The sequence below is a fragment of the Aeromonas sp. 95A genome, assembly GCF_051919235.1.
Lineage (GTDB): Bacteria > Pseudomonadota > Gammaproteobacteria > Enterobacterales > Aeromonadaceae > Aeromonas > Aeromonas veronii.
Genome location: NZ_JBQBFC010000001.1, coordinates 757,198 through 772,145 on the forward strand (window position 1 = coordinate 757,198; position 14,948 = coordinate 772,145).

General features: G+C 61.1%; 12 protein-coding genes. 7 read left to right on the plus strand and 5 right to left on the minus strand.

Going from position 1 to position 14,948, the window contains the following annotated elements:
- The first annotated feature begins 71 nt into the window (after positions 1–71).
- The 3 genes from ACTG2U_RS03375 (at position 72) to cdd (ending at position 2,181) form a co-directional block, all read left to right on the plus strand.
- Entirely contained in the window at positions 72–428 is a 357-nt protein-coding gene (locus tag ACTG2U_RS03375) for a CidA/LrgA family protein (protein ID WP_005333279.1), read from the plus strand.
- A complete protein-coding gene (locus ACTG2U_RS03380) occupies positions 425–1,111 on the plus strand; it encodes an LrgB family protein (protein WP_104014718.1) in 687 nt (228 codons plus the stop codon). The genes ACTG2U_RS03375 and ACTG2U_RS03380 overlap by 4 nt, the downstream gene beginning before the upstream one ends.
- Before the next feature lie 185 nt (positions 1,112–1,296).
- Positions 1,297–2,181, plus strand: a complete 885-nt coding sequence (cdd, locus tag ACTG2U_RS03385) for a cytidine deaminase (protein WP_279487743.1) — start codon at positions 1,297–1,299, stop codon at positions 2,179–2,181.
- Positions 2,182–2,312: 131 nt separating this feature from the next.
- Here the strand turns inward: cdd and ACTG2U_RS03390 are convergent, their stop codons facing one another.
- Positions 2,313–3,698 carry a tryptophanase gene (locus ACTG2U_RS03390; protein ID WP_439974027.1) on the minus strand — a complete coding sequence of 462 codons (1,386 nt, stop codon included), beginning with the start codon at positions 3,696–3,698 and terminating at the stop codon, positions 2,313–2,315.
- A 480-nt stretch (positions 3,699–4,178) separates the two neighbouring features.
- Here ACTG2U_RS03390 and ACTG2U_RS03395 point away from each other — a divergent pair, with 480 nt between their 5' ends.
- From ACTG2U_RS03395 to asd, 4 genes are all read left to right on the plus strand, one after another.
- Positions 4,179–4,343, plus strand: coding sequence for a DUF2256 domain-containing protein (locus ACTG2U_RS03395; RefSeq protein WP_236563252.1), 165 nt, complete (start codon positions 4,179–4,181; stop codon positions 4,341–4,343).
- Positions 4,343–5,863, plus strand: a complete 1,521-nt coding sequence (locus tag ACTG2U_RS03400) for a cryptochrome/photolyase family protein (RefSeq protein ID WP_439974028.1) — start codon at positions 4,343–4,345, stop codon at positions 5,861–5,863. The genes ACTG2U_RS03395 and ACTG2U_RS03400 overlap by 1 nt, the downstream gene beginning before the upstream one ends.
- Before the next feature lie 196 nt (positions 5,864–6,059).
- On the plus strand, positions 6,060–7,325 hold the full coding sequence (locus ACTG2U_RS03405; RefSeq protein WP_234664386.1) for a D-amino acid dehydrogenase: 1,266 nt from the start codon (positions 6,060–6,062) through the stop codon (positions 7,323–7,325).
- Positions 7,326–7,686: 361 nt separating this feature from the next.
- Positions 7,687–8,799, plus strand: coding sequence for an aspartate-semialdehyde dehydrogenase (asd, locus tag ACTG2U_RS03410; protein WP_005345266.1), 1,113 nt, complete (start codon positions 7,687–7,689; stop codon positions 8,797–8,799).
- A 101-nt stretch (positions 8,800–8,900) separates the two neighbouring features.
- Here asd and fdhD read toward each other — a convergent pair whose 3' ends face one another.
- From fdhD to fdhF, 4 genes are all read right to left on the minus strand, one after another.
- Entirely contained in the window at positions 8,901–9,761 is an 861-nt protein-coding gene (gene fdhD, locus ACTG2U_RS03415) for a formate dehydrogenase accessory sulfurtransferase FdhD (protein WP_439974029.1), read from the minus strand.
- Positions 9,758–11,890, minus strand: a complete 2,133-nt coding sequence (locus tag ACTG2U_RS03420) for a sigma 54-interacting transcriptional regulator (RefSeq protein ID WP_439974030.1) — start codon at positions 11,888–11,890, stop codon at positions 9,758–9,760. The genes fdhD and ACTG2U_RS03420 overlap by 4 nt, the downstream gene beginning before the upstream one ends.
- 417 nt (positions 11,891–12,307) lie before the next feature.
- Positions 12,308–12,706, minus strand: a complete 399-nt coding sequence (locus ACTG2U_RS03425) for a hypothetical protein (protein ID WP_005351584.1) — start codon at positions 12,704–12,706, stop codon at positions 12,308–12,310.
- Between the two features lie 95 nt (positions 12,707–12,801).
- Positions 12,802–14,946 (minus strand): formate dehydrogenase subunit alpha, encoded by a 2,145-nt coding sequence (fdhF, locus tag ACTG2U_RS03430; protein ID WP_302247195.1) that lies wholly within the window; start codon positions 14,944–14,946, stop codon positions 12,802–12,804.
- Positions 14,947–14,948 lie beyond the last annotated feature (2 nt).

The following is a 14,948-nucleotide window of genomic DNA, read 5'->3' on the forward strand; positions in this document are numbered from 1 at the left end:
TTATTGTTTTAATGCCGCGACCCGGCCTCTCTGGTAAACTGCGATTTTTCTTCCCAGTCGATGAGGTTCACGTGATCGCGCAACGCGCCTTGCTGTACTTTCGTGACTTTATGGTCATCGTCGCCTGCCTGCTGGCAGGCAAATCCGTGGCAGCCATCCTGCCGTTTGCCTTTCCCGGCAGCATCATCGGCATGCTGCTGCTCTTCGTGCTGCTCTCCCTGCAGCTGATAAAGCTGCACTGGGTCGAGCTGGGGGCAGGTTTGCTGCTGCGCCACATGGGCGTTTTGTTCGTGCCGGTTGCAGTCGGGCTGGTGGCCTGGCTTGAGCCCCTGCGCCAATCCTTCGGCGTCATCATGCTCTGCATTGTGCTCGGGATCGTGCTGATCCTTGCCACCGTCGGTCGGCTCTACCAGAGGATGAACAAATGATCTTCTGGCTAGCCATTCCCCTGACCTTGGCGCTCTATTTCGCCACCCGGGCCCTCTATCGTCGCCTGCCCTGGCCCATCATCAATCCGGTGCTGGTGCCGACTGCGGTGATCATCGGCCTGCTGCTCTGGCTCGATCTGCCCCTTGAGCAGTACGAGCGCGGCAGCAGCCCCATTACCATGCTGCTGGAGCCCGCCGTGGTGGCGCTGGCGCTGCCGCTCTATCAGCAGGCGCGCCAGATCCAGGCCAAGCTCAAGCCCATCCTAATCTGTACCCTCGCCTCCGTCTTGATCTCGGTGTGCACAACCCTGCTGATCGGTCATTTTATGGGCACAGATCCGGCGCTGCTCGCCTCATTGGCGACCAAATCCATCACCACCCCGCTCGCCATGAGCGTCAGCCAGTCCATTGGCGGCATTCCCGCCATTGCGGCCGCAGTGGTGGTGGTGGTAGGGATTGTCGGTGCCCTGATCGGCTACCCGCTGCTCAAACTGTTCAAAGTGACCGACCCGGAAGCGCAAGGGCTCGCCATGGGGGCCTGTGCCCACGCCATCGGCACCGCCACCTCCGCCGAGAAGGGGATCACCCAGGGCGCCTTTGCATCGCTCGCCATGGTGGTGTGCGGTATCCTCACCGCTGCCGTCGCGCCCCTCCTTTTTGCCATCTATCACTGGCTCACCTGACCGATGATTAACCACCCCGACGGCTCTGCAGCGCTGTCGGGGTGCGACCTGCCGCACAATTTGCACAAGACAAACGTTTCCATTACCATCCCCCTCCGTTTGCCCATCAGGGCGTGAGCCTGCTCACACATTTACCCGAGCTTGCTCCCTACAATGGCCGCCCAATTGGCCTTTGAGGACACACTATGCATCCCCGTTTTGCCAAGCCATTCGATACCCTCTCTGCCCCGCTCAAAGCAGCCGTGCAGCCCATGCTGGATAGTGCCGACTTCAACGCCCGCTTCACGCCGGAGCAAGTCGCCACCCTGAAAGCCGCCACAGGTCTCGATGATCGCGCCCTGCGCCTCGCCCTGTTGCCGCTGGCCGCCGCCTGCTCGGTCGCGCCCATCTCCAAGTTTTATGTCGGTGCCATCGCCTGCGGCCTGAGCGGCAGCTGGTACTTTGGCGCCAATATGGAGTTCGCGGGACAAGGTCTGTTCCACTCGGTTCACGCCGAGCAGTCCGCCATCTCCAACGCCTGGCTGGGTGGCGAGACCGGGATCTCTGAAATCACCGTCAACTACACCCCCTGCGGCCACTGCCGTCAGTTCATGAACGAGCTGAGCACCGCCAAGATCCTGAAAGTCTCTCTACCCGATGACCTGAGCGCCCTGCAATCCTTCCTGCCCCACTCGTTTGGCCCGGCGGATCTCGACATCACGGATGCGCTGATGAGCCCGCAGGATCACGCAGAGCTTGAGCTTCAAAGCGAAGACCCGCTGTGGCAAGCCGCGCTGGCCGCCGCCCGTCAAAGCTACGCCCCCTATAGCCAGGGCTATGCCGCGGTGGCGCTGCAGTTTGCCGATGGCCACATCTTCTCTGGCCGCTACGCCGAGAACGCCGCCTTCAACCCCAGCCTGCCGCCGATGCAGATGGCCTGCGCCCATGCGGTGCTTAACGGCGAAGATCTCGCCACCATCCGCCGCGCCGTACTGCTGGAGAATAAAAACGGCCAGATCAGCCAGCGTGACTCCGCCCAGTCCACCCTCAAGGCGCTGGGCTCGGTCGAGCTGGAGTATCAAGCGGTCTGACCCAGTTTGCTTCGATAAACGAAAGCCCCCGCACCTTGGTGCGGGGGCTTTTTACTTGGCTGTTTAACCGGGAACTGCTCTTGGTCTTCACAGCTTGGAGCGGTTGATCACCCCGTCTGACCGATTGCTGATCAGACAGGCTGGAGCCGCGCAGTGAAGTGGCGCAGCAGCGGCGGCTCGTAGTCAAAGGTGAGCCCGCGAATGTCGCTGGCCCGCGCTTTCAGCGCGATCAGGCAGTCTGCCACATAGTCCATGTGATCCCGGGTGTAGACCCGGCGCGGAATGGTGAGCCGCAGCAGCTCGAAGTCCGCCGCCTCCTGCTTGCCGGTGGCGGGATCTCGCCCCAGCAGCAGGGAGCCAATCTCCACCCCGCGCACGCCCCCTTCCAGATAGAGCTCGCAAGCGAGCGCATGGGCCGGGAACTGCTCGGCCGGAATATGGGGCAACAGCTTTTTGGCATCGACAAAGACCGCATGACCGCCGGTGGGGGTCTGGATGGGGATGCCCGCCTCGGCCAGCCGCTCGCCGAGATAGGCCACCTGACTGATGCGGTAAGTGAGATACTCCTCATCCATCCCCTCGCGCAGGCCGATGGCGAGCGCCGCCATGTCCCGCCCCGCAAGGCCGCCGTAGGTGACAAACCCCTCCATCGCCACGCAGCGCACCTGCACCGCACGGAACAGGTCGAGATCATCTTTGAAACAGCAGAGCCCGCCGATATTGACCAACCCGTCCTTTTTGGCCGACATGGTGAAGATGTCCCCCAGTGCGAACATCTGGCGCACTATCTCCTTGATGCTGTGCTTGGCATAGGCCGGATCCCGCTCCTTGATAAACCAGGCGTTTTCGGCAAAGCGAGCTGCGTCGATCACCACCGGAATATGGTGACGACGGGCCAGTTCGGCGACCGCCTCCATATTGGCCATGGAGACCGGCTGGCCACCGGCACTGTTGCAGGTCACCGTGATGATGATGCCGGCCACGTTGTCGGCCCCCAGGGTTTCGATGGTGTCGGTCAGGCGAGGGAGATCAAAATCCCCCTTCCAGGCATAAGGGGCCGTGGTATCGAGGGCCTTCGGGGTGAGCAGGTTGATGGCCCGCGCGCCGGCCAACTCCACGTGAGCCTTGGTGGTGTCGAAGTGGTAGTTGGAGATAAACACTGGCGCCTTGCCCTTGCAGCGCTTGACCAGCTCGGGGAAGAGGATCTGCTCGGCCCCGCGCCCCTGGTGGGTGGGCATCACATGCTGATAGCCAAAAATCTCGCGCACCGTGCGCTCCAGCTCGACGAAGTTGCGGCTGCCGGCATAGGCCTCATCCCCCATCATGATGCCGGCCCACTGGCGATCGGACATGGCGCCGGTGCCGCTGTCGGTCAGCAGATCGATATAGACATCTTCAGCCAGCAGCAGGAAGGGGTTCCAGCCAGCGGCCTCGAGGGCGGCACGGCGCTCGGCGCCAGTGGTCTGTTTGATGGGCTCGACCATCTTGATACGAAACGGCTCGGGTATACGACGCATAAAAGACTCCTCACCGGCGCGGGGCCAGTGTGTTTGAAATTGGAATTGGAATTGGCAAAGAGGCCGGGGCGATCAGGGTCGTCCGGCTGACAAATTCAAACGGCGGGTGCCGCCAATCAGCGGTGAGGAAAATCGAAGGTGAGAATGGGATCCCGGGTATACCAGTGGGCGAGCAGGCAAGCTGCCCGGGGCGTAGCTGTCATGATTGGCATCACTCCCCTCCATATCGGTTGTAGACAGTCGGTGGCCAACTATGTCGATGAACCCATGTTCATTGATGGATGCTGCCAACAGGCAGCCTCGCCACGTTAACGGCTGGTTAATTGGCAAACAAGGGGCGCACCGACGGGCTGTGCGCCCGCTCACAAAGTGGGCGTCTGCGCGGCAAACTGGCAGTGAGGTTGATCCGCCCGCGCCCCCGTTTCGTTATTCTCCCTACCCACACGCCACATCCCCCATCAGCCAAGGCCGGAAGCCATCATGCATCGCAAACCCCATCTCCCCGAGAAGATCTGCCCCGTCTGCCTGCGCCCCTTCAGCTGGCGGCGCAAGTGGGCGCGCAGCTGGGAGGAGGTTCGCTATTGCAGCGAGCGCTGTCGCCACGCTCGTCACCGCAGCCAGCAACCTGAGGGGGAGCGAGTCTGATGGAGCTGCGCCTGATTCTCGGCGATCAGCTGAACGCCGCTCACAGCTGGTTTCGCACGCCGGATCCGGCGGTCTGCTATCTGATGGCGGAGCTGCGCCAAGAGACCGACTACTGCCGCCACCATCGCCAGAAGGTGCTGGCCTTCTTTGCCGCCATGCGCGCCTTCGCAGCGGCCCTTGGCAAGGCGGGCCACCGCGTCTGTTACCTGACCCTTGATGAGAGCGCCCGCTGGCCCGATTTGCCCAGCCTGCTGGCAGCCCAAATCGCGGCGCATCAGGCCAGCAGCTTTGCCTGGCAGAGCCCGGATGAGTGGCGCCTCGCCAGCCAGTTGAAAAGCTGGGCGGCGGGTCTTGTCATCCCAGCTACCGAGGTGGAGAGCGAACATTTTCTCACCTCCCGCGATGGCTGGCAGCGCTACCCCCATAGCCGGATGGAGTTCTTCTACCGCGCCCTGCGAAAGCAATACCAAGTGCTGCTCGATGAGCGCGGCCAACCCCTTGGCGGGCGCTGGAACTTTGATGACGAGAACCGCGCCAAACTGCCGGCGAGCCAGCCGATCCCGGCGCCCCTCACCTTTGCCAACGAGGTGATCGAGATTGATGCCATGCTGACCCGCCACGGGGTCAGCACCATCGGCGAGGCGGATGCCAGCAGACTGCCGTGGCCCATCACAAGGCGCCAGAGTCGCGAGCTGCTGGCCCATTTTCTCACCCACTGCCTGCCCCACTTTGGCCGCTATCAGGATGCCCTGAGCGAGCGGGGCTGGAGCCTGTTTCACAGCCGCCTGTCGTTTTCCCTCAACAGCAAGATGCTTGATCCGCTTGAGGTGATCCGCGCCGCCGAATCCCACTGGCAGGCCAATCAGGCCACCATCACGTTGGCGCAGGTGGAGGGGTTTATCCGCCAGATCCTCGGCTGGCGCGAGTTTGTCCGCGCCCTCTACTGGGAGAAGATGCCCGACTATAAGCAGACCAATTTTCTCGGGGCCAACCGACCGCTGCCCGGTTTCTTCTGGAATGGAGAAACCAGGATGGCCTGCGTGCGCCACGCCATTGGCCAGTCTCTTGAACACGGTTACGCCCACCATATCCAGCGGCTGATGGTGACCGGCAACTTTGCCCTGCTGGCGGGGATCGATCCTGACGAGGTGGATCAGTGGTATCTCGGCATCTATGTGGATGCCATCGAGTGGGTGGAGCTGCCCAACACCCGCGGCATGAGCCAGTTTGCCGATGGCGGCCTGATGGGCAGCAAGCCCTACGCCAGCAGCGGCGCCTATCTCGAGCGGATGGGCCACTACTGCAAGGGGTGCCACTATCAGGTCAAAGCACGCCACGGCGACGGAAGTTGCCCCTTCAACAGCCTCTACTGGCACTTTCTCTGGCGCAATCGGGACAAACTGGGCGGCAATCCCCGCCTCGCCCTCCCCTATGCCAACTGGGATGGCCAAGCCGCCGAACAGCAGCAGGCCATTCTGGCCACTGCGGAGCAGTACCTGATCCAGCTGGAGCAGTTGTAAGCGGGCCATAGCCCCTGACACTGCCTTGAAAACAGCGCAGCGATTTACGCTGGCAATCAGGCGCGTCATCGCACCAAACACCAGCCTGTGACCGGCAAGCAGACGGAGATCCCAATCCTGCGCAGAGCGGTTGAATATCCTGTGGCGGCTGATTATGGTGGTGGCCATATCAGGAGATCAGTCAAGGAAAGACGATATGGAGATAGTGGTTCTCGGTGGTGGCGTGATCGGGGTAACCAGCGCCTGGTATCTGGCCAAAGCGGGTCACAAGGTGACTCTGCTGGAGCGACAGGGGGGCGTCGCCCTTGAAACCAGCCATGCCAACGCCGGGCAGATATCACCCGGTTATGCGGCCCCCTGGGCGGCCCCCGGCATCCCCCTCAAGGCCGCCAAGTGGATGCTGCAAAAGCATGCCCCCTTCACCGTGCGCCCCACTGCCGACCCCTTCCAGCTACGCTGGATGCTCAGAATGCTCGCCAACTGCACCCCGACCGCCTATGCCACCAACAAGGGGCGCATGGTGCGTCTGGCCGAATACAGCCGCGACTGCATGAAGGCACTTCGCGACGAGCTGAACATCGATTACGAAGGGCGCCAGCTCGGCACCCTGCAGCTGTTTCGCAGCCAATCCCAGCTCGATGCCAGTCAGCGCGATATCGAGGTGCTGGAGGAGTATGGCGTCCCCTACCAATCCCTTGATGCCAGCGGCTGCGAGGCGGCAGAGCCTGCGCTGGCGCGGGTGCGCGGCAAAATCGTTGGCGGCTTGCGTCTGCCCGGCGACGAGACCGGCGACTGCTTCCGCTTCACCAAGGCCCTTGCCCTTGAAGCCGAGAAGCTCGGGGTCAAGTTTGTCTTCAACTGCGACATCGACGAGATTGAGCAAGCCCGCGGCCGCGCCGTGGCGGTGCGGGCGGGCGAGCAGCGCTATCGCGCCGATGCCATCGTCTGTGCGCTCGGCAGCTATGCCACCGGTTTTTTGCGGCCGCTGCTGCGCCCGCTCGGGCTGGAGCTGCCGGTCTATCCGGTCAAGGGCTACTCCCTCACCCTGCCGATGATCAACGCCGAGGCCGCACCGCGCAGTACCGTGCTCGACGAGACCTACAAGGTGGCCATCACCCGCTTTGACGAGCGGATCCGGGTCGGCGGCATGGCGGAGCTGTCGGGCTACAACCTCGCCTTGAATCCGAGACGCCACGACACTCTGGCGATGGTGGTGGGGGATCTCTTTCCCGAAGGGGGCGATATCAGCAAGGCTGAATTCTGGACCGGCCTGCGCCCCATGACGCCGGACGGCACCCCGCTGGTGGGGCCAAGCCCCATTCCCGGCCTCTGGCTCAATACCGGCCACGGCACATTGGGCTGGACCATGGCGGCCGGCTCGGGTCAGCTTCTATGCGATCTTATCAGCGGCAGCGAGCCCGCCATCAGCGATGAGGGGCTCACTCTGGCCCGTTACGGCTAAGCGCATAACAGGTCGGGTTGTTTCACTCGCCAACTACGCCCCCAGACAGCAGCAGAGGACGTTCTCAACCGCTTTATTGACAGGCCACCGCCATAAACGGTGGCCTTTTCGTCTGATGTTGACCTTCTCCCTGCCCGTCTGCCTGAGCGGTGCTCTGGCTGCCGGTTAATGCAGCAAACGGCACAGAATATTGCGCAATTCGACTTGCGCAAGCCGTCACAATCCGTAATGTGGATAGACGCATTTTTCGCAGCGCATATTTTTTAAATGGCCTGTAAACCGCTTGTAAACAGGCGTCGCCAGACAAGGGGTTACGGGTGTCATCGCAAGTTTCTTTAGCAGCAATCCAGGGTAGGACAATATGAAAAAAGTAGGTTTGGTCGGTTGGCGTGGCATGGTGGGATCGGTTCTGATGAGCCGGATGCAGGAAGAGCAGGATTTCGCCCATATTCAACCCACATTCTTCACCACCTCCCAGGCCGGTGAGGCCGCTCCCAACTTCGGCGTCGATGCCGGTACTCTGCAGGACGCCTTCGATATCGAGGCGCTAGCCAAGCAGGATATCATCATCACCGCGCAAGGCGGCGACTACACCAAGGATGTCTATCCGCGCCTGAAAGCCGCCGGCTGGCAGGGTTACTGGATTGACGCCGCCTCCTCCCTGCGGATGGAGAAAGATGCCGTCATCATTCTGGATCCGGTCAACGGCGACGTCATCGAGCAGGCCCTGAACGATGGCATCAAGACCTTCGTTGGCGGCAACTGCACCGTCAGCCTGATGCTGCTGGCCCTCGGCGGCCTGTTCAAGGCCGACCTGGTGGAGTGGGTGAGCGTGGCGACCTATCAGGCCGCCTCCGGTGGCGGTGCCCGCCATATGCGCGAGCTGGTCACCCAGATGGGGATGCTACGCGACGAAGTGGCGGTTGAGCTGGCCGATCCTGCCTCCGCCATCCTCGATATCGAGCGCAAGATCACCGAGAAGACCCGCTCCGGCACCCTGCCAGTAGACAACTTCGGCGTGCCGCTGGCCGGTGGCCTTATCCCCTGGATCGACACCAAGCTCGACAACGGCCAGAGCCGTGAAGAGTGGAAGGGTCAGGCCGAGACCAACAAGATTTTGGGTATCGAAAACGCCGTTATTCCGGTGGATGGTCTGTGCGTGCGGATCGGCGCCCTGCGCTGCCACAGCCAGGCGTTCACCATCAAGCTGAAAAAGGATGTGCCGCTGGCGGAGATCGAAGCCCTGCTGGCTGCCCACAACGACTGGGTAAAAGTGATCCCCAACGATCGCGATATCACCGCCCGCGAGCTGACTCCGGCGGCCGTTACCGGCACCCTCAGCATTCCGGTCGGTCGTCTGCGCAAACTCAATATGGGCCCTGAGTATCTGGCCGCCTTTACCGTGGGTGACCAGCTGCTGTGGGGCGCCGCCGAGCCGCTGCGCCGCATGCTGCGTATCCTGCTGGCACGCTAAACCGCCACAGCAGCAGATACAACAAGGGCGGGGAGTCACACTCCCCGCCCTTTTTCATTGCCAGTTTTTATAAGCCCTTTAGCAGGCTCTCACTCTTGCTGTCACTTAAGCAGAATGCGCTGACAGCCGCTGTAGATCTCGGCCCGCCCGGGACGGCAAAAGCCCACCAGGGTGAGCCCGGTCTGCTCGGCCCGCTCGACCGCCAGTTCGGTGGCAGCGGAAATGGCGAGCAATATTTCCACTCCGGCGCTGGCGCACTTTTGCACCATCTCGAAGCTGGCGCGGCTGGTCACCAGAATGGCACCATCACGGCGACCAGTGCGGCACAGATGGCCCACCAGCTTGTCCAGCGCAATATGGCGTCCCACATCCTCACGGATGGCGAGAATGTTGCCCTCACCATCCAGATGCACAGCCGCATGGGTAGCGCCGGTGCGCTGGCCCAGCAGCTGGAGCGGGCGCAGCGCGCTCAGCACCTTGTCGATATGCCCCACCGCCAGACGCTGGCTGTCGGGCAAGCTTGGCTGGGTGCGGATCACCTGCTCCAGACTCTCGCTGCCGCAGATGCCGCAACCGGTGCGCCCCGCCAGCGTGCGCCGCTTCTCTTTAAGGCGATGAATGCAGCGGTTGGCCAGGGTGATATGCAGCTCAATCCCCTGACAGCCGTCTATCTGCTCGATGTCGTGGATATCGAGCAGGCTGTCGATGATCCCCTCGGATAGCGAAAAGCCGGTGGCAAAATCTTCCAGATCGGAAGCCGAGCACATCATCACGCTGTGGGCGATACCGTTGTAGACCAGCGCCACCGGCGTCTCAGAGGGGAGCGCCATTTCGCTGTCGCATGTCAGTGTATCGGCGCGGTAGTGCACCACCTCGCGGTGGATGGCGCAGCGGGCCAGTTCGTTCTGTTCGCTCTGCTCGCTAAGCTCGTCACGCGCCTCCAGCTCAAGTAGCTCTCTCATGGTGCGACCCCATCGATGATCTCGGGATCTCTGGCCGAAATGCCGAGCCGCTTCATTTTCGACAGCAAGGTGGTGCGCTTCATGCCGAGACGGTTGGCCGCCCCCCGCTCGCCAGCGACGATGCCGTTGCAGTCACGCAGGGCAGCGATGATCGCCTCGCGCTCATCAATCGGCCCCTCCTCGGCAAAGAGCGGCGTGGCGGGCTCGTCATAAACCAGAGTCTCAATCTTGTGGTAGCCCTTGAGGGGCATCAGCTCATCGGGCGAGAGGTTGAGCACATGGCCGCGGGTCATCACCACGGCACGCTCGATGACGTTCTCCAGCTCGCGGATATTGCCGTACCAGGGCAGCGATACCAGCATCTTCATGGCATCGGCGGGGATCGAGGTGATGGTGCGGCGCATCCGCTTGGCAATCTTCTTGATAAAGAAATTGACCAGCAGCGGAATGTCCTCACGCCGCTCGCGCAGGGGCGGCAGCTCGATGGGAAAGACGTTGAGGCGGTAGTAGAGATCGCTTCGAAAGCGCTTGTTCTTGACCATGGAGAGCAGATCGCAGTTGGTGGCGGCCACCAGCCGCACATCCACTGCGATGGGGTTGCTGTTGCCCACCCGCTCCAGCTCGTGCTCCTGCAATACCCGCAAGAGTTTGGGCTGCAAGTCCAGCGGCATATCCCCCACTTCGTCGAGGAACAGGGTCCCCTTGTGGGCCCGCTCGAAGCGGCCAATCCGCTGGGTCAGGGCGCCGGTAAAGGCTCCCTTCTCGTGGCCAAAGAGGTCGCTCTCGATAAGGCCGGTGGGGATGGCGGCGCAGTTCACCTTCACCATCTCGTGGTCGTGGCGGGCACTCAGGGCGTGAATGGCTTGGGCGATCAGCTCCTTGCCGGTACCGGTCTCACCGAGGATCAGCACGGTACTGTCGCTCTCGGCCACCAGCCGCACCTTCTCCAGCACGCTCTCCATCACCGCGCTCTGGTAGATGATGTGGGGGAACTCCCCCTGCATCTGCGGCTCGTTGATGCGAATGGTCTTCTCTTTGGCACCGTTGGTGTTGGAGATCTCCTGCTGCGCCTGCACGTTGTTCATGGCTATGGCCGTGCGCGCCGCCACCTGCTCCAGCAAGGAGATATCGATATCGGCAAAGAAGTCGGCGTTGGGGTGCGAGAGGATCAACACCCCCAGCAGGTTGCCCCGATAGCGCAGCGGCAAAATGCAGGAGCTGTCAGCCTCGGGCGGCAGGATCTGGGAGGTAAAGCGGCAGCGATTGCTGCAGCCGTGGCCGTGTTCGCGATAGACAAAAAACGGCTCGCTATGACCAAGGGCCCCCTGCAGGCACTTCTTTTCAAAACAGGAGTGATCGATGATGCCCGGCTGATCGCTCTGGTGCTGATTGACCAGATAGCTCTTGAAGCTGTCGGAGGTGGCGTTGTATTCGGCCAGACACAAGCTGCTGATGCCGAAGTGGTGGTGCAGGATGGCAAACAGGCTCTTGGGCAGCTCGGCGATGCGCACCAGTTTGATTACCGCGTTGGTCACATCCACCAGAATTTTGCAGCTGTCGCGCTCAAGGCGCAGGGAGTTGGCCTGCTCCAGAGTGCGCTCCTTGTCGAGCACGTTCTCCAGCGCAATGGCGATAATGGCCGCCAGCTGGGTCAGTTTGGCGAGCGTCTCCATGGTGAAGCTGTCGAGCTGGGTGTTGATAAACTCGACCCCGCCAAGGTGGCTGCGGGCGGTGGTGATGGGGAGCTGGCAATAGGAGCGCAGCCCCTCGTAGGCCCCTTCGCGATCCAGCGCCGGGCAGCGATTCTCAAAGCGGGCGGCAGCGAGAATGATGGCCTGTTCCGGGGTCTCTTTGGTGGGACGGGGGGAGAGGTGCAGCTCTGCCTTGGGGCAGACCAGACGCTTTGGGCCGGAATGTCCCATGAAGTAGAAGATGGCCTCCTCGTCCGCCCCCATGTTGAGGATCAGGTTGACCCGGGTCACGCCGCCGAAGCTGGCATCTATCTTGTTGATTTTGTGGATAAAATCATCGAGCGTCACGGCCGACAGGAGGGATTTGGAGAGCAGGAGGAAACCGTCGTCCCAGATGGGAGAGATCTCGTCCAGGGGGATGGCACTCACATTTAGCATTGCGGCCTCACGTTATATCGATTTAGTCACCAGTCAGGCTGTCCATGCCATCGCATCACGACAAGCACCCGTCACCAAAATAAATAGCCACAGCCCGTAATAGCGGCTGCCAATAAGAAAAGCGGTGACGAAAATTGTCGCATGTTGCAATTCCAGAGTTGTTATTAACGAACGACAACAAAAAGTAACATCGTTATCGGGGGATATATTGGAATGGCGACTCATCATAGATGAGCTCAAATTTCATTACAATCCGATTTAATATATCTGATGGCCATATTTAACCGGTTATTTCATCAGTTCTTGATCTCAATTAAGGCGCCCGAAAAGTGGGCCGCCGTCAACTGTCAGATCTGCCCTTTACTCTTCGCTGGTTGCGGGTTTCAAGATGGCGTTTGCTGCCTATTTATCGGCAATTTACGAAGTGATGATCCGGCTGTGGCAGCACTTCAGGCCACCGAAGATAAAGAGGGCCGACAGGCTCTGGAAGGCCATCAGCAGCCAGCTGGCGTTGTCGGCAAGCTCGGCGGTGACGCTCTGGTGCGTGAGGTAGACCAGCAGGGTGATCACCCCCAGCAGCAGGCCGTTGATCAAGGTGGTGGAGATAAACCCGATCAGCCAGGCACTGGAAATACTCAAGGCAGAAAATACGCTGCTCATGGCGAGCCGCGCTGCCATAAAACAGCCGAAAAAACCGAAGCCGAGCAGAAATATCATCTCGTCGCGCCAAATATAGCAACCTATTCCCAGCAATATCGCCGCCAGATAGGTGCCAATATAGAAAAGTCCGAATAAGCGACCAATTTCATGTTGCATCATTCATCCCCTGTTTTTGGGTAATAAAAGGGTGCCCGACTCGATAAATCCGAGTCGGGTTCCCTTATTTGTGCAGAACCTCTTTTTTAGGGCGATCAGCCTTTGGCTGCGCTGCGCAATTTCGCCTTGAGCGCGCTGTATTCAGTCTGGACGTACACTTCCGCCTCAGGCTGATTGTCGATGCGCTCGATCTTAACCGCGCAGTACTTGTACTCCGGCGTATGGGAGACGGGATCGACGTGCTCGATGGTGAGCTCGTTGCAGGCCCCGATCCACCACTGGTAGGTCATGTAGACCACCCCGGCGTTGACCCGGTCGTTGTAGTTGGCCCGGGTAATCACCTTGCCACGGCGCGACGAGATCCAGACCAGCGCCTGATCCTTCACCCCAAGCTTCTTGGCATCGCTCGGGTGGATCTGCACATAGCCCGGCTCATCGGCCAGGGTCTGCAGCGCCGAGCAGTTGCCGGTCATGGAGCGGCAGGAGTAGTGACCCACCTCGCGCACGGTGGAGAGCACCAGCGGGTACTCGGTACAGGGCTGCTCCAGCGGCGGCCGCCACTCGGAGGCGATCAGCTGACCCTTGCCGCTCGGGGTGGTGAACACATTCCCCTCGAACAGAGTGCTGGTGCCCGGGTGATCCTCGGTCGGGCAAGGCCACTGCACGCTCTTGAGATCGGCCATCTTGTCGTAGCTGACCCCGGCGTAGAGCGGGCAGAGCGCACGCATCTCGTCCCAGATCTCTTCGGTGTTGTGGTACTCCATGGGATACCCCATGGCGGTCGCCATCAACGAGAAGATCGCCCAGTCCGGCTTCACATTCTCGGGGGGCGTCACCGCCTTGTAGAAGCGCTGGAAGCCGCGATCTGCCGAGCTGTAGACCCCTTCGTGCTCGCCCCAGCTGGTGGCGGGCAGAATGACGTCGGCCATCTCGGCGGTCTGGGTCATGAAGATATCCTGCACGATCACCAGCTCCATCCCCGCCAGAGTGCGGCGGAACTGACCCAAGTCAGCCTCGGTCTGAGCCGGATCTTCACCGAAGATGTAGAAAGCCTTGCACTTGCCCTCCTCCACCTTGTGGCCAAGCTCCGTCAGGCGATAGCCGGGCTTTTGGGAAAGTGACGCCACGCCCCACGCCTTGGCGAACTTGGCGCTGATGGCGGGATCGGCCACTGACTGATAACCCGGGAACTGGTGCGGCAGCATCCCCATGTCGCAGGTGCCCTGCACGTTGTTCTGACCACGTACCGGCCCGCAGCCAGTGCCACGGCGACCGAAGTTGCCGGTCAGCAGCGCCAGACCCGCCAGCCCCTTGACCACGTCCACTGCCTGACCATACTGGGTCACCCCCATGCCCCACAGGATCATGGAAGCAGGCGACTCGGCATAGGTGCGAATGGCGGCGCGGATATCGGCGGCTTTGAGGCCGGTGATCCCCTCCACATATTCCGGGGTGTACTTGGCCACTGTGGCCTTGAAGGTGTCGAACCCTTCGGTGTAGTTAGCGACAAAGGCCTTGTTGTAGAGCCCTTCATTGATCAACACGTTGGCGAAGGCGTTAACCAGCGCCATGTTGGAACCGTTTTTGAGCGGCAGCCACTGATCGGCGATACGAGCGGTCTCCACCATGCGGGGATCACACACAATCACCTTGGCCCCGTTTGCCTTCGCCTTAAGGATATGGCGAGCGACGATGGGGTGAGAGTCAGCAGCGTTGTAACCAAACACCAGCAGGCACTTGGTCTCTTGAATTTCGGGAATGGCGTTGCTCATGGCGCCGTTGCCTACAGTTGTCTCCAGACCGGAGACTGAGGGTGCGTGTCACACCCTCGCGCAGTGGTCGACGTTGTTCGTCCCAATCACCGCACGGGCAAATTTCTGCATCACATAATTGGCTTCATTGCCCGGGCCACGGGCAGAGCCGGTGGTCATGATGGCGTCCGGGCCATATTTCGCCTTGATGGCAGCCAGACGGCTGCTGGCAAACTCGATCGCTTCATCCCAGGAGACGGCTTCGAACTTGCCACCGCGCTCGCGGCGGATCATCGGGCTCTTGAGACGGGGGGTCAGCAGGTTGGTGTCGTTCAAAAAATCCCAACCGTAATAGCCCTTGAGGCAGAGCTGCCCCTCGTTGGTCCGGCCGTTGGCGCCTTCAGCCCCCACCACCTTGTCGTTTTCAACCAACAGGTTGATTTTGCAACCGGTGCCGCAATAGGGGCACACGGTAATGACTTTTTTCATGA

Bases quoted from the DNA above. Each gene is read 5' to 3' on its own strand.
- ACTG2U_RS03395 (WP_236563252.1), top strand. From the start codon at position 4,179: ATGCATCGCAAACCCCATCTCCCCGAGAAGATCTGCCCCGTCTGCCTG.
- ACTG2U_RS03390 (WP_439974027.1), bottom strand. From the start codon at position 3,698: ATGCGTCGTATACCCGAGCCGTTTCGTATCAAGATGGTCGAGCCCATC.
- ACTG2U_RS03425 (WP_005351584.1), bottom strand. From the start codon at position 12,706: ATGCAACATGAAATTGGTCGCTTATTCGGACTTTTCTATATTGGCACC.
- ACTG2U_RS03405 (WP_234664386.1), top strand. From the start codon at position 6,060: ATGGAGATAGTGGTTCTCGGTGGTGGCGTGATCGGGGTAACCAGCGCC.
- fdhD (WP_439974029.1), bottom strand. From the start codon at position 9,761: ATGAGAGAGCTACTTGAGCTGGAGGCGCGTGACGAGCTTAGCGAGCAG.
- cdd (WP_279487743.1), top strand. From the start codon at position 1,297: ATGCATCCCCGTTTTGCCAAGCCATTCGATACCCTCTCTGCCCCGCTC.
- ACTG2U_RS03420 (WP_439974030.1), bottom strand. From the start codon at position 11,890: ATGCTAAATGTGAGTGCCATCCCCCTGGACGAGATCTCTCCCATCTGG.
- asd (WP_005345266.1), top strand. From the start codon at position 7,687: ATGAAAAAAGTAGGTTTGGTCGGTTGGCGTGGCATGGTGGGATCGGTT.
- ACTG2U_RS03380 (WP_104014718.1), top strand. From the start codon at position 425: ATGATCTTCTGGCTAGCCATTCCCCTGACCTTGGCGCTCTATTTCGCC.
- ACTG2U_RS03400 (WP_439974028.1), top strand. From the start codon at position 4,343: ATGGAGCTGCGCCTGATTCTCGGCGATCAGCTGAACGCCGCTCACAGC.